This is a genomic window from Marinibacterium profundimaris, from assembly GCF_002210095.1.
Taxonomy (GTDB): domain Bacteria; phylum Pseudomonadota; class Alphaproteobacteria; order Rhodobacterales; family Rhodobacteraceae; genus Marinibacterium; species Marinibacterium profundimaris.
Genome location: NZ_AQQR01000029.1, coordinates 25439 through 44724, shown reverse-complemented (window position 1 = coordinate 44724; position 19286 = coordinate 25439). Strand labels below are relative to the sequence as shown.

Sequence of the window (19286 nt, the reverse complement as noted above, 5' to 3'; positions counted from 1 at the left end):
AGGCTGCCGGATATGTCTCAGGTTAAAGGTCTGAGGCTCTAGGGGTAGGCTGCAGTGAAGCCACAACATGTTCGACAAGGCGCTAGAGCAGACTGAGATTTATCCTGATCTACTAGATACTTAGACTACTTTCTCACGCCAGAATGCACGCCCAGCTCAAGTTCGCGCCCTCCGCCTTCAAAAAAATTGTTGTCTGGCGATAAGTTGCGTGTCATGAGTGCTGTAGTCGCAAAAAAGCGAAAATCGCGCACTTTAGCGACGAAACACAATCGACCCACCAAGAGGTCACGAGGGCAGCATGAACAGCAAGGCAGATTTCCCCGGCGCAAAATCCATTGCAGCTTCCATTTCTGCCAACGCCGCGCGCCTGTCGGATGCTCTCAACCATCATATGCGCAACAGCTTTCAACCGGAAAGCAGAAAGACGCTGCGGAAGTTTCACCCTGCAGAGGTCTCTGAGCTGACAGGCATCAGCATGTCGAACCTGAGAACGCGCCATCAGGAAGGTGATTTTCCCGAAGTCGAGACAGACTCTCGCGGCAGGCGTCTCTATTCCGCTGAAGAGATCGATCAAATCCGCAGGGTGATGGCGCGGACCGGTCGCAACGGGGAAGCTTATCTGCCAGGCCGGCGGGATGGCGATGGACTTCAGATCATATCCATCGTGAATTTCAAAGGCGGGTCCAGCAAGACGACGACAGCAATTCATCTAGCCCAACGTTATGCCCTCAGAGGGTATCGCGTCTTGGCCGTAGACATGGATCCCCAAGCCAGCCTAACGACTATGTTCGGATACCGCCCAGAAATCGAATTTGCCGAAAGCGGCACGGTGTACGACGCCCTGAAATACGAGGATCCGGTTCCCCTAAGCCAAGTCGTCCGCAAGACTTACTTCCACAACCTCGACCTCGCGCCAGCCGGATTGTTGCTGTCTGAGTATGAAACCGAGACGGCTTACGCGCTTCAACACAAGGTCGATCCTCCGTTCACTCAGAGGTTGGCCATTGCGCTCGATGAGATCGAAGCCAACTACGATCTGGTGATCATCGATTGCCCACCGCAGTTGGGCTTCACGACGATGACGGCATTGCTCGCGTCAACCGGCCTCCTGATTACCGTGGTGCCGAGTATGCTGGACGTCGCCTCCATGGCGCAATTCCTTGAGATGGCGGGAGAAACCGTCAGGACTTTGGAGGAAGCAACAGGACCGATCGACTGGTCGTTCCTCAAGTACCTCGTCGCGAGGTTCGAACCGACCGATGTCCCACAATCGCAGATGGCTGGGTTCCTAAGGTCGATTTTGCTCGACCAGGTTCTCAACACGCCCATGCTGAAATCCACTGCCATTTCGGACGCCGGGATGACGCAGCAGACGATCTATGAACTAGAGCCGAGCCAGGTCGTCAAGAAGACATTGGACAGGATACTCGAAAGCGTAAACGGCGTCGCAGACGAGTTCGAAAAGACGATTCAACAGGCTTGGGGGAGGACGGTCGAGTAATGGCGCGTAGAAACCTTTTCCAGCCCCCTCCCCCACCGGACACCACCGAGGACGTGGCAACGGCTGACCTTAAGCCTCGTTTCCCCAACACCGGTGCGATGAGCGGTGTGAAATCGACCCTGAAGGATCTATCCAGCAACGCTGTACGGGAAATTCCGGTCGATCTCATCGAGGAAGACGGGCCGAAAGACCGTCTTTCATTCTCCGATGCCGACGTCGCGTCTCTTGCCGCGAGCATCAAGGAACATGGGCAGCAGGTGCCGATCATGGTCCGTCCGCTTGCGGACAAACCGGGTCGGTACAAGATCGTTTATGGTCGTCGCCGACTGCGGGCCCTGCAATCGATCGGAGTATCGGCCAGAGCCTTGGTGCGCACTCTTTCGGACGAGGAGGCGATCCTTGCCCAAGGCCAGGAAAACTCACACAGACTGGACCCTAGTTTCATTGAAAAGGCCCTGTTCGCCGCGCAGCTGAGCGACAATGGCTACGATCAGCCAGTGATCCTCGACGCACTTGCCATCGACAAACCTATGTTGTCGCGAATGACTAAGGTTGCCCGCACAATACCGGTGACTGTGATACAGTTGATCGGCTCGGCACATGGCGTCGGACGTCGCCGGTGGGAAGACCTAGCAGACAAGGCGAAGGGCAGCAATGCTGACCTAGTTCGAGTAGCTTCCGATTTGGGTCTGGATCAGATCCCTACTTCGGACGACCGCTTTGCGCGCGTCAGCGACGCCATTTCGAAACTTGGCAAACCCGCGAGGTCCACAAAGTCCGCAGCACATATGGTTGTCTCAAGCGACGGCAAGACACTTGCAGAGGTCAAGGATAGCCCGCGCGCTTTGACGGTAAAAATGTCCAAGGTTGATACCCCGGAGTTCGCTCAATGGATGCGAGACAACGCGGAAGTTGAGTTGAAACGTCTCTATGAGGCGTGGAAGTCGGACCAGCAATCCGGCTGACAGACAGGCGAGCAGAGCAACAAAAAAGGAGCACGAAAACAGCCAGAAAAGAAAGAGCCCCCCAAGGTCATCCCCGGAGAGCCCAATCTGTTCTTAGCACCCTCAGATGTACCAGCTTCTCCGTAGCAGTCAATAACAACCGAATCGGTTGAACGATGATCTGTTGCCTTTTCTCAAGAAATCGGGGGATCTGGGCCTTTCCCGACCGGTTGTCGTGAAAAATTCATGGCATTCACTCAGGCATCCGCCTCCGTTGGAGAGCGGACAGAGATCATGTTGTCCGCGGACAACGCCCGCCCCGAACGTCACATCATCATCGACACACTGCGCCAGGCGGCTCCGTTGATGGGTCTAAAAGCATCAGTCATTGCGACGCTCGACGCGATGCTCTCGTGCCTTCCACCGAAAAGGCAGCACAACACCGTCTTTGCATCTAACGCCACGCTTGCGTTCCGACGCAATGGGATCTCCGACCGAACAATTAGGCGCCATGCGGCCATTCTCCAAGAACTCGGGCTGCTTGTTCGCCGTGATAGCGCAAATCGAAAAAGGTTCAGCAAGCGAAACGTAACCGAAGGCACCGCCCTTCGATTCGGGTTCGACCTCACACCCTTGTTCCAACGCTTCCAAGAGCTTGCAGAGCTTGCTGCCCAGGCCGTTCGCGAAAACGACCAGATCGCCTACCTCAAAGCAAAAATACGTGCCGCAGCAAACGACATCCTGCAAGCCGAACCCGACGACATTGATGCGATAATCGCTATGCGCACCCTTCGCAGAAAGCTTTCACTGGATGAATGCCACAGCCTCTTGGCTGGCCTAGATATCGAAGCGGTGGAAGCCGAACAACCTTGTGAAGCAGTCGTCGCCGGGGAGGAAAAAATGTCCGGCAACGACGGCCAAAATGTCCGCCATCATCATAACTCAAACAAAGAACATATTGATAAGAGAGAACACCACCCGTCGAAAACTCGACCAACACATCCAAGGGCAATACCCCTTAGCGTTCCCGAAATCCTTAGCGCCTGCCCTGAAGCAGCCCAATTTTCACTCACACCAGTGAAGACTATGTCCGACGTGGTTTCACACGCACGAACTCTCGCACCAATGCTCGGGATAGACTCGAGAAACTACCAAGATGCTCAAGAACAGCTGGGCATAGAAGGGGCAGCGCTTACCGTCTGGGCGATCATGCAGTTCCACGACAAAGTCCAAAAGGTCGGTGCCTATTTTCGGTCGATAACGTCAGGGAGAAACAGCCCTGACTTCGTTCCAGAGCAGCTTGTTCGGCGACTCTCTCGGGCACAACTGCAACCGATTTAGTCAGACAGTGCTCTACTGCTTCCGCCAAGAAATTGTCCGCGGACAACTACGGTCGAGGGAGAGAGGGGTTGTGAAAGGGGTGACGGGAAGTGAGATCGGGAGAGTGGCTTCCGGCGCCCGTCGTGGAGAAGATCTGATGGCGAAATCTGCCCAGAAAGTCACCCTGTCCCCGTCCCGGGACATTCCCTTCGACAAACTCGTGCTGAGCCAGTCCAACGTCCGGCGCATCAAGGCCGGCATCTCCATCGAGGAACTGGCCGAAGACATCGCCCGCCGCGGGTTGCTGCAGAGCCTGAGCGTTCGACCCGTTCTGGCGGATGATGGTTCCGAGACCGGCAAGTTCGAAATCCCCGCTGGCGGCCGGCGCTTCCAAGCACTCTCGCTCCTGGTGAAGCAGAAGCGTCTGGCCAAGACGACGCCCATCCCCTGCATCGTACGGGATGCCACTTCCGCGATCCTCGCCGAAGACGACTCGCTCGCTGAGAACATGCAGCGTGCAGCCCTGCATCCGCTCGACCAGTTCCGCGCCTTCGTTGCTTTGCGGGAGAAGTGTCAAGGCGATGAAGAGATCGCAGCCGCCTTCTTCGTCACGCCGCAGGTGGTGAAGCAGCGCCTGAAACTCGCCGCCGTGGCCCCTGCCCTGCTCGAGCTCTACGCAGAGGACGAGATGACGCTGGAGCAGCTGATGGCCTTCACGGTCAATCCGGATCACGAGCGTCAGATTCAAGTCTGGGAGGCGATCAAGTCTTCGTGGAACAAGGAGCCCTATCAGATCCGGCGGATGCTGACGGAAACCTCGGTGCGGGCATCGGACCGGCGCGCCGTCTTTGTCGGCGTCGAGGCGTACGAGGCGGCGGGCGGCACTATGTTGCATGACCTCTTCCAAGGCGATGACGGCGGTTGGCTAGAAGATCCTGCCCTGCTCGATCGTCTGGTCAGCGAAAAGCTTCAGGCTGAAGCCGAAGCGATTGCGACCGAAGGTTGGAAATGGATCGAGGTCTCGCTCGACCTGCCCTATGGCTACAGCCACGGTTTGCGGCGGCTAAGCGGAGACCCGGCGCCGATGTCGGATGACGAAGGCGCGGCCCATGCCAAGCTGCTCGCCGAATACCGGGCGTTCGAAGAGGAATACGAGGGCCAGGATGAATTCCCCGAAGAGATCGACACGCGTCTTGGCGAGTTGGAAGTCGCGATGGAGAAGCTCGAGGCCCGGCCGCTGGTTTTTGACAATGAGGAGATCGCACGGGCAGGGGCTTTCGTGACGCTTGACCGCTATGGCGAGCTTGCAGTTTATCGGGGCTTCGTGCGGCCCGAGGATGAACCAAGAACAGACGTCGACGTCCACAGCGGTGAACAGGCGGCAGACGGGCAGGGCGCTGAGCTTTCAGCTCCGAGCAGCGCGGATGGTGTCGGCCATGGCACGGTGATCACCTCTGCTGGCCAGGCGCTTGGCGCCAACGTGCCCGACGACGAGGACGATGGTGCGTTGAAGCCCTTGCCCGAGCGGCTGATCATGGAGTTGACGGCGCACCGGACATTGGCACTGCGCGAAGCTGTCGGTCGCTCCCCTGACGTCGCGTTGACGCTGCTGCTCCTGAAGCTCGTCAACGATACCTTCCGGACGTGCAGTTCGGCCGGCAGCTGCCTCGAGGCTTCGGTGCGTCACGTCTACATGTCGGCGCAGGCGAGCGACCTGAAGGACAGCGTAGTGGCCAAGCTGGTGGACGATCGCCACGCGGAGTGGGAGACCGACTTGCCGCTTGGCGACGATGCCGCGCTCTGGGACTACCTGACCTCCCTTGATCAGCCGAGCCGGCTGTCCCTGCTCGCGCATTGCCTCAGCTTCGGGATCAACGCGCTCAATGAGAAGGTGAACCCTTATGGTGCCGGTATCTCCGCCAGCGGTTTGACCAGGCGGATGACCCAGTCCGACTTGGTCGCACAGGCGGTCGGACTCGACATGGTCGAGGCGGGTTGGGAGCCGACGGCCGACACCTACCTGAACCGTGTGCCCAAGGCCCGGATCCTCGAGGCTGTGCGCGAGGCGAAAGGGGAGGGGACGGCGCAACTCCTCGATCACCTGAAGAAGGGCGAGATGGCGACCGAAGCCGAGCGTTTGCTGAAAGGCAGCGGCTGGTTGCCGGAGGTTCTTCGCCGTCACGATCTGGCGGCACTAGACGGTGTGGAAGGGCAGGGGGCGTCTGAGCCAGTTTCCGGCACCGAGCAGGCCGAAAATGTCGATCTGCCCGCCTTCCTCACCGCTGACCTGCCGAGCAATGAGGCATCGATGATGGCCGCGGAGTGATCTGCGCCATCCGAGGGCGGGGCAACCCGCCCTCAATCACATAAAAATAAACAATATCAATAAGATAAATGCAATTTCGTGCATTCAGAATGAGGAATCATGTCTGCAACCACCATTCTCGACACCGCGCCCCTGGGGGCGCTCATTCGCTACACCGACAACAGTCCGAAACCGCCTGCGCGGTTCACGAAGAAGCTCGCGGCCTGGGAACGCTCGAACGGCGTCGGCCGTCTCGTCAAGAAGGAGCCGCCGCGATCCTATCCGACCTGGACGGCGCCGGCGTCGTTCACGCTGCACGAGGGGAACTTCTCCTCGGACGGGGTCATTCTCGTCACCATCATGCGAACGCATTCGGCCGACAGTGGGTTGACCTTCGAGGTGGCCGAGGAACCGAAGCCCGGACAGGTGCGCGTCCTGCTGGATTTCGGCGGCTGCACGGAGCTGCTCCACCTGGCCGAGTCCGTCACGGCTGCCGAACTCTGGATCGCCAGAGAAGGCTATCGCAACGCGCGGCTGGAGATTGTCGGCGAAGAAGACGCCGGTAGGGCAGGGGACGCGGAGCTTGCCGCCTGAGCCTATGTAGAACCCAAGGGGCCCGCCCAAGAGCGGGCCTCTCATCCATGACGCCCCTGTCCCGCGAGATCGCGGGGCACCATAGGATCCATTCCAATACGGAAAGGGATCGTCATCCAAGAGCCTGCCCGGGAGGCTGGCAGCGAAAGCATCAGTGGAACATACGGCTCCAGTCAGCGGTCGCACCATCCCCCGCTCGCCATTCCCTTCCTTGCCCCGAATCCTGTCTTCGAGATCAACCCGCGAGGGGTCGGACTACGGGCGAACCCGTGCCGCCGGGTGGATTCGGACGAGCCGAACGCACCCGGTGATGTCAGCCAGTCTTCGGGCCTGCGGGGTCCTGTCGCGCGGGGGATGGTCCTCCGCCTCCAAGACAGGAGCCAAACAGATGTCCCGCAAAGATGCTCACGCCTTCGCCGCTTCCCTCGCCGCCACGCTCATGGTCTCGATCGTCGTCTTCCAGGCAGGTGATGGAACCTATGGTGCCGTCCCCGCCGATGAAATCGACGGCGACGAGGTCGTGATCGTCTCGGAATACGACCCGTTCGGGTGAAGCTTCGGCCTCACTTCCCGAGGGCCCAGGCGTGGCACAGGTGTGCACCTGGGCCTAGTAATGCCCCCGTGACCGGGGATAGTCAGTCGGCTAACAATCGCTTCCGACAGTCTGCTTCTACCATGTTCGGGAAGCCTTTTCGTCGACCATCCCTATATGCTGGAAACAGCGGTCACCCTCATGGTGAGCGCTGGTTACATGACGTTCATCAGCGCGGGGTCCATTCCGAACAGGCTGCTGGCGCTGTGCGCTGCCTTTCCGAGCGTGACGCTGCATAGCACGGTAACCGACGCGCCAGGCCAGGCCCTGATGATCTTGATCCCAAGGCTGCATTTGACCCTTTGGGAACCAAAGTGGATGTCGCTGTCACTCGCTGTCGTCTATCGGCAACCTGAGCGATACTTGAAAACCTGTGGTCCGGCCCGGCCGCGGCGATTGAAGGACAAGGCGGCTGCTGATCCGCTCTGCGATTGCGGCGACGATGGCAAGACCCAGGCCGCTGCCGTCGGAGGTGGCAGAGGCCCGCTCGAAACGCGCTGTCAGCCGGTCGAGTGTTTCGCCTGGCACGACAGGGCCGTCATTTGCCACGGTGAACTGGCCAGATGCGGTCAGCGTGACGTCGACCGGGGTAGTCTGTCCCCCATGACGAAGAGCGTTTTCCACGAGGTTCCGGCACAGAATGGCGAAGGCGTCGGGATCAAGATCTGACATGACAGCCATGTCGGGAAGATTTAGCCTGATACGATCTGGCGTGCCCGTGCGGCCAATATCGTCCACCACAATTCTCGCAACGCCCCTCAGATCCGAGCTTTTGTCCATCCTCAATCGCCCGCCTTCTGCCCGCGCGAGTTGCATCATGCGTTCTGTGCGTCGCGTCAGCCTTTTCAGCGTCTCCTCGATGTCGGTCGCACGTTGTGCAGCCGCTCGGTCCTTGGTTTCCGACCTGAGCCTCTGCGCCTGCGCGATCGCTCCCGCGAGTGGTGTGCGCAACTCGTGAGCGGCGTTCGCGGCGAAGCTTCGCTCGGCCTCGAACGCCTCACGTAATCTGGCCAGCAGGCTGTTCAGCGTATCAGCCAACGGGCCGATTTCAGTTGGAAGCCCCTCGTGAGGAACCTGCGAAAGGTCGCGAGCGCCACGTGCTTCCAGCCGCGCGCGGAACCGGCGCAGAGGATCAAGGCTGAAGCGAACTGCCAGGATGATCGCGATCAAGGCCACTGGAAGCACGATCAGCAAGGGCAGGCCGAGACCCATCTGGATTTCGCGAGCCACCGACATGCGGTGGGCCAGCGGCTCGGCCACTGTGATGCGGATCGTGTCCTGAAGCGCCGCGTCGCTGTAGAGACGGTGCGTCGCGGTCTGGCGAAACCCGGGCCCGTCATAGGAGGGGAACACGGTGGGGTCCGCCGCATGCGATTGCAGCAGGATGCGGCCTTCGGCATCGCGCACGAGATAGGTGAAGAACTCGTCGTGCGCACGGATCGGGGCGAGCCGCTGGGTCACACCCTGATCTTCCCGCCCGACGATGTCGGTTACTGCCAGCGGCAGGATCCGCTCCGCTGTCTCACGGAGCGCGCTGTCGAAGACCTCGTCCATTTCGGCCCGGACGATCACGGCCGTCACCGTCGCAGCCAGCAGCCACAGCACCGTCAGCACCAGCCCCACGGATAGGCCGAGCCGCGCCTGAAGGCTTGCGGGCCACCTCATGGCCTGCCCAGGCGGTAGCCCATGCCGCGCTCGGTTTCGATGATTGCGCTCCCCAGTTTCTTCCGCAGGCGGCTGACATGGACCTCGATGGTGTTGCTCTCGACCTCGGCGTCGAAGGCGTAGAGCTTCTCCTCCAACTGCGCCTTGGACAGGAGCTGCCCGGGGCGCGCGAGGAAGGCTTCGAAGAGCGCCCATTCCCGCGCCGTCAGCGGCACATGTCTGCCATCCCGATGGACGCTGCGCGCAGCAAGGTCGATGTCGAGCGGTCCGTGGGTCAGGATCGGGTTGGGGTTGCCGCTGTAGCGCCGCGCGACCGATCCGATCCGCGCCGACAGTTCCGACAGGTCGAAAGGCTTCACAAGGTAGTCGTCTGCGCCCGCGTTGAGGCCTTCGATGCGGTCCGACACTTGGTCGAGTGCGGTAAGAATGATGACCGGCGTCACGTCGCCCCGCGTGCGCAAAACCTTGAGGAACCCGATGCCACGCCCGTCCGGCAGCATCAGGTCGAGCAGGATTAAGTCGTAGGACGTAGCAGCCATGGCATCGCTTGCCGCATCCAACCGCGTAACCCAATCCACTGACTGGCCATCGGCTGCGATCTGGTCGCGCACGGCAGCGCCGAGGGTCGTGTCGTCTTCGATCAGCAATATGCGCATGGTCGTACCCGTTCTTGTCTGATGTCCCTGCATGATCCGTCTGGCTGACACGAAGCTGAAGCCTGTGGGTCGCGCCCGTTCAGGCTGTCGTCAGTTTCGCAGCGCATGAAGTGCATCAAGAGGCGAGCCACTAGGAGTGTGCCCCATGAAGAAGACATTGACAATTATCGGCTTTCTCGCGGTCTTCCCGGCCGGCGCGGCGCTGGCTGACGACGACTGCTTCGTTCCGATGGCTGATTGGCAGCCGCGCGACGCGGTTGCCCGTCTTGCCGAGGAAAATGGCTGGGCGGTGCGCCGCATCAAGATCGACGATGGCTGCTACGAAATTGACGGCCGGGATGCCCAAGGGCGTGCGATCGAGGTGACGGTCCACCCGGCGACGTTGGAAGTAATCGAGTTCGAGTTTGAGGACGACGATGATGATCGTCGCGACCGCGATCACGAGAGACGCGACGATGACTGATACGGCGCATCGTGATGGTAATGTCTCTGCGCCGGGCCTTCCCACACTCCCTCGGCTTTCCCTCAACTCTCCTCTGGCCCTGACGGGCCCGGTGCTGGTGGCGCTGCCATGCCTGCTGGCGGCTCTGTTCGGGATGAACACCTATGCGCCTTATGGTGCGGATGCAGCATTTGGTATTGCCGTCGGGGCCGCGGCAGTTGTCGCGATGGCACAGACCTTGATCCTCGCCGCACGGCCGCCACTGGTGGAACCATTGTTCGGCGGTCTCGATCGAATGTACCGGGTCCACAAATGGCTCGGCATTTCCGCGATGGTCCTGATGATACTGCACCAGCAGATAGAGCCGGATTTCGAGCGTTTGGTGCGTGAAACCTCCCTTGGGGACCTAGGTGAAGAGGCGGGCGAACTTGCCTTCAACGCACTTCTCGCCCTAGTCGCTGTCAGCTGGTTCCGGAGATTGCCCTTCATCGGGCTCGAGATTCCCTATCAGCTCTGGCGGTTCAGCCATCGTTTCATGGGAGCCCTTTTTGCAATCGTGGTGTTTCACCAGTTTTTTGTCGACATGCCTGCTGGGGTAGACCCGACATTCATGTTGGTGCTGAATGCTTTCGGCATCGCCGGAGTGGTCGCCTGGATCTTCACCGAGTTGCTCGCTCCGCACCTACGGCGTAGAGACTTCACCGTCAGCCAGATCAGGCAGACCGGTGACACGACCACCTTGACCCTCCGCCCCGAGGGGCGGGCCATGCGGTGGCGGCCGGGGCAATTCGCCTTCTTCCGCGCGCCAGAGGCGGGACTGTCCGAGCCGCACCCCTTCACGATCGCCAGCGCCCCGCGCCCTGACGGCACCCTGACGTTCTCCATCCGGGGCTTGGGTGGCTGGACACGAAGCCTGCCCGCCATCTTGCGGACCGGAACGCGTGTGCAGGTCGAAGGGCCATATGGACGGTTCAATTTCCGCAAGGGCGGTGCGCGCCAAATATGGCTTGCCGGCGGCATCGGTATCACGCCGTTCCTCGCCTGGGCGGAAAGCCTGACAGAGGCGGAGAGTCGCGACATTCACCTCATCTACTGCGTTCCGACACAAGATGAAGCGATTGGCGTAGAGACGCTGCGCGCTGCGGTTGCCCGCAACCCGAGGTTCAGTTTCGAGGTGTTCGTCACGGCGCGCGATGGCAGGCTCACGGCTGAGCGGCTGATCAGCGCCACCCCTTTCGCAGTCCGGCAAGCCGATCTGTGGTTCTGTGGCCCAACCGGCCTGAAGGACGGGGTCCTGAAGGGCTTGAAGGCGCAAGGCCAAACGCCTCGCCGTGTCCGTTTCGAGCAGTTCGAATTCGCTTAACCGCGGGGCAGGGCGCATCGCCATGTCAGCCCTGTGGCCTGCGCTCGCACCTTTTTGGCCCCGCCCTCATCGGCGGGGCCATTTTCCTGACGGCAAGCTGAAGCGGGAATCGCCGACGCGTCAGGAAGGCCTCAGGTCCTGTCTCCAGATTGTCCTCAGCAGATGACAAGGAGACCCTGCCATGAAGAAGACCCTGACCGCCTTCGCCCTGATCGCCCTGTTGCCCGCTGGCGCCGCCCTGGCCGACGACGACGAGTGCCGCGTGCCCCGTGACCAGTGGCAGCCGCGCGAGGCCGTGATGCAGCTGGCTGAGCAAAACGGCTGGACCGTGCGCGACTTCGAGATCGACGATGGCTGCTACGAGATCGAGGGCCGAGATCAGGATGGCCGGGAGATCGAGGTGAAGCTCGATCCGGCGACGTTGCAGATCGTCGAGATGGATTACGAGGATGAGGACGACGACCGTGGCGGCGCCCGCAATCCCGCGCCCGCCGGCACGGTCGCCCCTCCGCAGAACGGCCTCTTCGGGAACGGCACCCCGCCGCAGGTTCAGGTGAACTGAACCGCTCTCAAGCTCCTCTCCGAACAAGGATCAACCCGATGAAATCGCTTCTCGCAACGCTCGCGCTCACCACCGCGCTGACGCTCCCCGGCCTCGCCATGGCGCGGCCGGTGACGCTCACCACGACCCTCAACAATTACGGCGGCGACGGGGCCTATCTCGCGCTCTACGTCACCGACACCTCGGGCGCCTATGTCGGCAGTCTCTGGATGGCTGGCGGCAAGTCCAAGTACTACGAGCACCTCAGCGATTGGTACCGCGCCACCGGCGGCGACACCGCGCAGGTGAACGGAATCACCGGCGCCAGCGTCGGCGCGGGCCGCACGCTCGAGATCACGCTCGACCTCGCCGACGCGCTCTTTGATGCGGGCTACACGCTCCACATCGACGCGGCCGTCGAGGACATGCGCGACAGTCCGAACGAGGTGGCCGTACCGCTCACGACCGACGGCGCGGGCACGCCGGTGCGCGGGCGCCGGTACATCGCCAGCTTCGCCTACGACATGTGAAGGGTGGGGCCATGATCCGTGCACTCCATCGCTGGCCGGGTCTTCTGGCCCTTGCGCTCGTCACCATCCTGGGCCTGAGCGGCGCGGCACTGTCGGTCTTCCCTGCGGCCGAGCGCATCGCCGCGCCGCAGGCGGAAGCCGGACTGACCGTAGCCGCTCTCGCGGACCGCATCCAGGCCGTCTATCCGGGCGTCGAGCAGATCCGCCGGTCGCCCTCCGGTCGGATCACTGCCTACTGGTTCGATCAGGGCGCGCCGGGTGCCGCCGTAATCAACCCGGCGACGGGTGAGGGCGTAGCCTCGGCCGACCCGAACCAGGCCGAACGCTGGCTCACCAACCTGCACCGCTCGCTGTTCCTCGGGGACGGCGGCCGCATCGCCATGGCCGCAGGGGCGGCCGCGATGCTGATCCTCTCGCTCTCCGGCGCGACGCTGGTCGCGCGGCGGGTGGGCGGCTGGCGACGCTGGTTTTCACCCTTGCGCGGACCGCTTGCCGGGCGGCTGCACGCCGAGATCGCACGCATCGCCGTTGTCGGCCTCGTCCTGTCCTCCACGACCGCGCTTTGGATGACGGCGTCTACCTTCGATCTCCTGCCGGACGGAGGCGTCCTGCCGGTCGCCCCTGCCGAGGTCAGTGGGGAGACCGGCTTCGCTCCGGGCCGGATGCCCACGCTTCGGCGAACGCCGGTCGCCGAGTTGCGCGAGCTGAGCTTTCCCTATCCCGGCGACGCAACAGACGTATTCACGCTCAAGACCGACCGGGGCACCGGATATCTCGATCAGGGCGACGGGGCGCTGCTGGCCTGGGCCGACCTGACCGGGTGGGAGCGCGTCTCGGAGACCATCTACATGCTGCACACCGGACAGGGTGCGGCGACGCTGGGGCTCGTGCTGGGGCTCATGGCGCTCGGCGTGCCGGCCATGGGCGCGACCGGCGTGCTGGTCTGGCTCGCCGGGCGGCCCGGGCGACCACGCATCCGGGGCAACCAGCCCGCCGGACGCGCCGAGACGATCTTGCTTGTCGGCAGCGAGGGCGGCAGCACCTGGGGCTTTGCCGCGACGCTGCACGCCGCGCTGACGAAAGCCGGGCAGAGCGTCCATGTCGGCCCGATGTCGGGCTTCGGCCCTGAGCGCTACACCAACGCCCGGCGGATCATCCTGCTGGCCGCGACCTATGGCGACGGCGCGGCGCCGGCCTCGGCGAAGGGCTTTCTCGACCGGCTGAACGCGACCGACCGCGCGCCGGACATTCCTCTGGCAGTGCTCGGCTTCGGCGACCGCAGCTTTCCGGCCTATTGCGCCTTCGCCAAGTCCGTCGCGACTGCGGCAGAGGCGAAGGGCTGGCCCGAGCTTCTGCCGCTCGACACAATCGACCGGCAATCGCCGCAGGATTTCGCGCGCTGGGGCGGGGCGCTCGGAGACGCTCTCGGGATCGAACTCGAACTGACGCACCAGCCGGTCCAGCCGCAAACGACCACGCTGACCCTCGTCTCGCGCCGCGACTACGGCGCCGAGGTGCAGGCCCCGACCGCCATCCTCCGCTTCGCGTTTCCCCGCGTCTCGCTCGGGCAACGGCTGCTCGGGGGCGGGTTCGCACGGTTCCAGACGGGTGACCTGATCGGCATTCTGCCCGAAGGCGGGACCGTCCCGCGGCTCTATTCGCTCGCCTCTGGGCGCCGCGACGGCTTCATCGAGATCGTGGTCAAGAAGCATCCCGGCGGGCTCTGCTCGGGTCAGCTCACAGCGCTGGAACCTGGCGACACGGTGAGCGCCTTCCTGCGCCCCAACCCCGGCTTCCGTCCGGGCCGAAGCCGGGCGCCCCTGATCCTGATCGGCGCGGGGACCGGCATCGGGCCGCTAGCGGGCTTTGTGCGCGGCAATACGCGCCGCAGGCCGATCCACCTGTTCTTCGGCATGCGCCATCCCGACAGCGATTTCTTCTACGGCGAGGAGTTCCCCGGATGGCAGGACGAAGGGCGTGTAAGCCGGCTGGTCACGGCCGTCTCGCGCGGGGCGCGTCCCCATTACGTCCAGGACGCGCTGCGCAGCGAGGCCACTCAGGTCGCGGAGCTCATCCGCAATGGGGCGCGCGTGATGGTCTGCGGCGGACGAGACATGGCCGCCGGCGTGGCCGAGGCGCTGGCCGAGATCCTCGCGCCGGCCGGGCTGACACCAGCAGTCCTGAAGGCGGAGGGGCGGTATGTCGAAGATGTCTACTGAGCGGGCGCGCATCGCGCTGAACGGGCCGACGATGGGCACGAGGTGGTCGGCGCTGTTATTCGCGGACCCCGGTTTCGACCCGGGGCCGGTCTGCTCGGCATTGCAGGCGGCCGTGGATGAGGTGGACGGACAGATGTCGACCTGGAAGCCGGACAGCGACCTTATGCGGCTCAACGCGGCACCGATCGGTGAATGGATCGCTGTTCCTGCACGATTGCTCGAGGTGCTACGCCTCGGCCTGGAAATTGGCCGCGCCTCTGGCGGAGCCTTCGACATCGGCATGGGCGACGCGGTGATGGCCTGGGGCTTCGGACCGGAGGCCGCCGCGCCGGATGGCATCCGCACCGCGATGGCCGCCTCGCGCCGCCCGGCGCATGACGTGCTCGAGATCAACGGCGAACACGTGCGCAAGGCCGCACCCATCGCGCTGGACCTGAATGGCATCGCCAAGGGCTACGGCGTGGATCGACTGGCCGAAATCCTCCGCAATCAAGGCATATCCGACGGACTCGTCGGGATCGATGGCGAGATGCGTGCAATGGGCCTCAGGCCGGACGGTGAAGCCTGGACCATCGCGGTCGAGGCGCCGGACGCCGAGCGCCGGACGCCGCATTCGATCCTCGCGCTTCAGGATGCCGCCGTCGCGACCTCGGGCGACTACCGTCACTGGGTCGAGGTGCAGGGGCGCCGCCTGTCGCACACGATGGACCCGAGGCGGGGAGCGCCGCTGATCGCGTCGCCGGCCTCCATCACGGTCGTGGCCCGCAGCTGTGCAGAGGCAGATGCCTGGGCGACGGCCCTCATGGTGCTTGGGCCGGTCAAAGGCGCGACGCTCGCAAAACAAAGCGGCCTCGACGCCCTGTTCCTCTTGCGCGATGATGTTGTCAACGTAAGGGGCGTGGGAGTCGGACGACTATTTTCCGAAGAGCCAGCGGCAATCGCCTCAGCCGAGGGGAGATGAGCCGCATGGAAACGACACGGACCGACCGCTTCAAGACCGCTATCCTGCTCATTGCCGCGACCGGCCTGATTGCGGGACTTGCCTTCTACTTTTCCGGCGAACCCGACGTCGCGAACGCGGTCTGGATCGCGGGCGTCGTTCCCGCGCTCGCCGCGCTCGTGGTCGAGATCCTGCGCAGCCTGCGTTCCGGCGAAGTGGGCCTCGATATTGTCGCCGCGCTCTCCATGTCGGCGGCGCTCGTCTTCGGCGAGACCCTCGCCGCGGCGGTGGTCGCCGTAATGTATTCCGGCGGCACCTTCCTCGAAGCCTTCGCGGAAGGGCGTGCCCGCCGTGAAATGCACGACCTGCTGTCCCGTGTGCCCCGGACCGCGACAAGACACCGGAATGGCGGGCTGGAGGAAGTGCCGCTGAACGAAATTGCGCCCGGCGACCGCCTTCTGATCCGGCAGGGCGACGTGGTGCCGGTGGATGGCACCTTGAGCTCAGAGACGGCCTTCGTCGACACCTCGGCGCTGACCGGCGAGTCCCTGCCGGTGCGCCTCGCCCACGGCGCCGAAGCCATGAGCGGTTCCACAAACGCAGGCGAGGCGTTCGATCTGACGGCGACGAGAGAAGCCAAGGACAGCACCTATGCCGGGATTGTCCGGTTGGTCGAGGCGGCGCAGGCGTCCAAGGCGCCGATGTCCCGGCTGGCCGACCGGTGGTCGCTGGGGTTTCTGGCGGTCACGGTCAGCATCGCCTTCGCGGCGTGGTGGTTCACCGGCGATCCGATCCGGGCCGTCGCCGTACTCGTCGTGGCCACTCCCTGTCCGCTGATCCTTGCCGTCCCGGTTGCGCTGGTCGCCGGCTTGTCGCGCGCCGCGCATTTCGGGCTGCTGATCAAGGGCGCGGGACCGCTGGAGACGATGGCGCGCATCCGAACGCTGATCCTCGACAAGACCGGCACGCTGACGGACGGCCGGCCGCAGATCGTCTCGATCGACAGCCACGACGGCATGGCGGAGGACGACATCCTGCGCCTTGCGGCATCGCTTGACCAGGCGTCCAAGCACCCCGTGGCTCAGGCCATCGTCGCCGCCGCAAAGGAGCGGGGCTTCTCTCTACCCGTTCCGTCAGACGTGGCGGAGATTCCGGGCGAAGGCGTCGTCGGCTATGTCGAAGGCCGGAAGATCATCGTCGGCGGGGATGCCTTCGTCGCATCCCGCGTCGGACGGCGGCCCGGCGATCATTCCGCCATCGCCGCTGGTTCGGTCCTCGTTGCTGTCGCGGTCGACGGGCACATGGTAGGGCATCTCGTCATGTCCGATCCCCTGCGCGACGGCGCGGGCCAGATGCTGGACGGGCTGCGGCGCGAGGGGATCGCGCGTATCCTGCTCGCGACCGGAGACCGCGCTGACGTGGCCGAGCGTGTCACCGAAGGGCTTGGGCTCGACGGTCTGCGGGCCGGGCTGACACCGGACCAGAAAGTGTTGCTCGTTCTCACCGAGCGCAAGAACGGCCCGGTGATGATGGTGGGCGACGGGGTCAACGACGCGCCCGCGCTCGCAGCGGCAGACGTGGGCGTCGCCATGGGCGCACGGGGCGCGGCGGCCTCGGCGGAGGCGGCGGATGTCGTGCTGCTTGTCGACCGTATCGACCGCCTCGGGCCAGGGATCGAGATCGCGCGCGGCGCGCGCCGCATCGCTGTCGAAAGCGTTGTCGCCGGGATCGGCCTTTCGGTCATGGGCATGATCGCGGCGGCTTTCGGCTATCTCACTCCGGTGCAGGGGGCGCTCCTGCAGGAGGTCATCGACGTTGCAGTGATCCTGAACGCCCTCCGCGCGCTGCGCATCGCGCCCCATGAACCCACTATTCCGAAACCAAAGGCTGTCTCCTCCGGGCAGGATGACATCGCGCAAGGAGCCACGCCATGAGCCGCCTCTCGCATTCCGAAATCCACATGGTGCATCGCATCGGCTGGCTGCGGGCCGCCGTTCTCGGCGCGAACGACGGGCTGGTGTCGACGGCAAGCCTCGTGGTCGGCGTCGCCGCAGCAGGATCGGGAAAGCCGGAGGTCCTTATAGCGGGGCTGGCTGGCCTCGTGGCCGGCGCGATGTCCATGGCGGCAGGCGAGTACGTCTCAGTCAGTTCTCAGACTGACGCGGAAAACGCTGACCTTGCGCGCGAGACCCGCGAACTGGCGGAAACACCCGAGGCCGAACTCGAAGAACTTACCCAAATCTATGTCGAGCGAGGGCTGGACCGAGACCTTGCCGAAAAGGTGGCCGTGCAACTGACCGAACGTGACGCGCTCGGATCGCATGCCCGCGACGAGCTTGGCATCTCCGAGACCGTGACAGCCCGCCCGATCCAGGCCGCCTTGGTGTCGGCGCTGACCTTCGCCGTGGGTGCGGTGCTGCCCTTGATCGTCGTACTGGTCGTCCCGGATGCACGGATCGTTTTCTTGGTCGCCGTGTCGACGATCCTCGGCCTCGCGGTTCTTGGTGGATTAGGCGCTTCTGCTGGCGGTGCTGGTGTTATTCGAGGTGCTGCAAGGGTCACGCTCTGGGGTGCACTCGCCATGGCGGCGACCGCTGGAGTCGGTGCGCTGTTCGGGGTCGCCGTAGGCTAGGGAGTAGCCGAGGTCTCGGGCGGAAGCTTCCACGTTGGCGCGGGCTTCCACCTTGTGCCGATCTTCGAATGTGGCAATCGCTTTGGCGACGTCATTCTGCATTTTCTTCAGCTCGCTGAGCGACAGTACGTCGAGATCGAAAGCAGCCGTTGGTGCGGTCCGTGTCCTGAATATTCCGGTATCGATAGCCCGTCGCGGCAAGGCCCTGCATTCCGCAGCACGGAAGGGCAGGGGGGCGAGAGCCGGTGATAGCCACTTGGGCCGCTAGCGGCGTGCTGGGCTTGGGGTAAAGCAGTCCCGATGGGCAAGGGGACATGGTCTGGCATGGGCTCCCCGTATCTCTCTGTCTCCTGGGCCATCCCTTCGACTGACAATCCCCTAATCCCGTTCGATCTCCTGCGCGCAACCCCGCGTCAGTCCGGGCCGTGTTGGCCGCCTTTGGCGTCCTGCCCGCTCCACCCCGGTCCTCTGGGGGTGTCCGGTGTCCATGCTGTCCACCGTGCACGCGTCACCCGACGGGCTTTTTCAGGGTCTTGTCGAAGGGACGGTCCCGAAGACAGGAAACACAGGAGCTTATCATGCAGAACATCGTCATCCTCGCCGGCAACATCGGTCAGACCCCCGAAGTCCGCACCACCCAGAGCGGCACCAAGATCACCAACTTCAGCCTCGCCACCTCGCGCCCCCGCCTCTCGGAAGGCCGTGTGATGCGCGACGAGAACGGCTACCGTGTCATGGACACCGAATGGCACCGCATCACCTGCTTCAACGGTCTCGGCAAGACGGTCGCGGAGCATTGCGAAAAGGGCATGAAGGTCCTCGTCCACGGTCGCATTCACTACACCAAGTGGATCGACAGCATGGGGAACGACCGCTACGGCTGCGAGATCATCGCCGAGAAGGTCGACTTCCTGAGCCGTCCGAAGTCGGCCGAGAACGAAAACCCCGAGCTGGTCGACCGCGACGACGAGATCCCGTTCTGAGGAACGGGGTCTCCCCCTCGGGCCCGGCGGGTTAAACCGCCGGGCTAAAAGTCTCTTCG

The 19286-nt window shown here is 63.5% G+C and carries 17 protein-coding genes; 15 read left to right on the top strand and 2 right to left on the bottom strand.

Going from position 1 to position 19286, the window contains the following annotated elements; translation table 11 throughout:
- Positions 1-298: 298 nt before the first annotated feature.
- From repA to ATO3_RS29070, 6 genes are all read left to right on the top strand, one after another.
- Entirely contained in the window at positions 299-1501 is a 1203-nt protein-coding gene (gene repA, locus ATO3_RS26570; RefSeq protein ID WP_088652829.1) for a plasmid partitioning protein RepA, read from the top strand.
- On the top strand, positions 1501-2466 hold the full coding sequence (gene repB / locus ATO3_RS26565; protein ID WP_088652828.1) for a plasmid partitioning protein RepB: 966 nt from the start codon (positions 1501-1503) through the stop codon (positions 2464-2466). Before repA ends, repB begins: the two co-directional genes overlap by 1 nt.
- Before the next feature lie 225 nt (positions 2467-2691).
- Positions 2692-3786 (top strand): plasmid replication protein RepC, encoded by a 1095-nt coding sequence (gene repC / locus ATO3_RS26560; RefSeq protein WP_088652827.1) that lies wholly within the window; start codon positions 2692-2694, stop codon positions 3784-3786.
- Positions 3787-3922: 136 nt separating this feature from the next.
- The gene (locus ATO3_RS26555; protein ID WP_088652826.1) at positions 3923-6091 is read left to right on the top strand and encodes a ParB/RepB/Spo0J family partition protein; all 2169 of its coding nucleotides are present in this window, start codon (positions 3923-3925) and stop codon (positions 6089-6091) included.
- 99 nt (positions 6092-6190) lie between these two features.
- Positions 6191-6664, top strand: a complete 474-nt coding sequence (locus ATO3_RS26550) for a hypothetical protein (RefSeq protein WP_088652825.1) — start codon at positions 6191-6193, stop codon at positions 6662-6664.
- A 388-nt stretch (positions 6665-7052) separates the two neighbouring features.
- On the top strand, positions 7053-7217 hold the full coding sequence (locus ATO3_RS29070; RefSeq protein WP_009574204.1) for a hypothetical protein: 165 nt from the start codon (positions 7053-7055) through the stop codon (positions 7215-7217).
- A gap of 366 nt (positions 7218-7583) precedes the next feature.
- On the opposite strand, the gene ATO3_RS26545 is transcribed toward ATO3_RS29070, so the two are convergent.
- Complete coding sequence (locus ATO3_RS26545; protein ID WP_054540795.1) at positions 7584-8921, bottom strand: ATP-binding protein; 1338 nt, start codon at positions 8919-8921, stop codon at positions 7584-7586.
- A complete protein-coding gene (locus ATO3_RS26540; protein ID WP_038068681.1) occupies positions 8918-9577 on the bottom strand; it encodes a response regulator transcription factor in 660 nt (219 codons plus the stop codon). The genes ATO3_RS26545 and ATO3_RS26540 overlap by 4 nt, the downstream gene beginning before the upstream one ends.
- A 145-nt stretch (positions 9578-9722) precedes the next feature.
- Between ATO3_RS26540 and ATO3_RS26535 the strand changes: the two genes are divergently transcribed.
- The 9 genes from ATO3_RS26535 to ATO3_RS26490 all read left to right on the top strand — a co-directional run bounded on the left by ATO3_RS26535 (position 9723) and on the right by ATO3_RS26490 (position 19227).
- Positions 9723-10040, top strand: a complete 318-nt coding sequence (locus tag ATO3_RS26535; RefSeq protein ID WP_038068680.1) for a PepSY domain-containing protein — start codon at positions 9723-9725, stop codon at positions 10038-10040.
- Positions 9994-11382, top strand: a complete 1389-nt coding sequence (locus tag ATO3_RS26530; RefSeq protein ID WP_233152331.1) for a ferredoxin reductase family protein — start codon at positions 9994-9996, stop codon at positions 11380-11382. The genes ATO3_RS26535 and ATO3_RS26530 overlap by 47 nt, the downstream gene beginning before the upstream one ends.
- A 181-nt stretch (positions 11383-11563) precedes the next feature.
- Positions 11564-11944 carry a PepSY domain-containing protein gene (locus ATO3_RS26525; RefSeq protein WP_038070264.1) on the top strand — a complete coding sequence of 127 codons (381 nt, stop codon included), beginning with the start codon at positions 11564-11566 and terminating at the stop codon, positions 11942-11944.
- A gap of 38 nt (positions 11945-11982) precedes the next feature.
- Complete coding sequence (locus tag ATO3_RS26520; protein ID WP_054540790.1) at positions 11983-12453, top strand: DUF2271 domain-containing protein; 471 nt, start codon at positions 11983-11985, stop codon at positions 12451-12453.
- A gap of 11 nt (positions 12454-12464) precedes the next feature.
- Positions 12465-14672: a PepSY domain-containing protein gene (locus tag ATO3_RS26515; RefSeq protein ID WP_054540789.1), complete on the top strand. Its 2208-nt coding sequence runs from the start codon at positions 12465-12467 to the stop codon at positions 14670-14672.
- Positions 14653-15633 (top strand): FAD:protein FMN transferase, encoded by a 981-nt coding sequence (locus ATO3_RS26510; RefSeq protein WP_088652824.1) that lies wholly within the window; start codon positions 14653-14655, stop codon positions 15631-15633. The genes ATO3_RS26515 and ATO3_RS26510 overlap by 20 nt, the downstream gene beginning before the upstream one ends.
- 5 nt (positions 15634-15638) lie before the next feature.
- On the top strand, positions 15639-17546 hold the full coding sequence (locus ATO3_RS26505) for a heavy metal translocating P-type ATPase (RefSeq protein ID WP_088652823.1): 1908 nt from the start codon (positions 15639-15641) through the stop codon (positions 17544-17546).
- On the top strand, positions 17543-18244 hold the full coding sequence (locus ATO3_RS26500) for a VIT1/CCC1 transporter family protein (RefSeq protein WP_038070015.1): 702 nt from the start codon (positions 17543-17545) through the stop codon (positions 18242-18244). Before ATO3_RS26505 ends, ATO3_RS26500 begins: the two co-directional genes overlap by 4 nt.
- 578 nt (positions 18245-18822) lie before the next feature.
- A complete protein-coding gene (locus ATO3_RS26490) occupies positions 18823-19227 on the top strand; it encodes a single-stranded DNA-binding protein (protein ID WP_008335991.1) in 405 nt (134 codons plus the stop codon).
- The last annotated feature ends 59 nt before the right edge of the window (positions 19228-19286 follow it).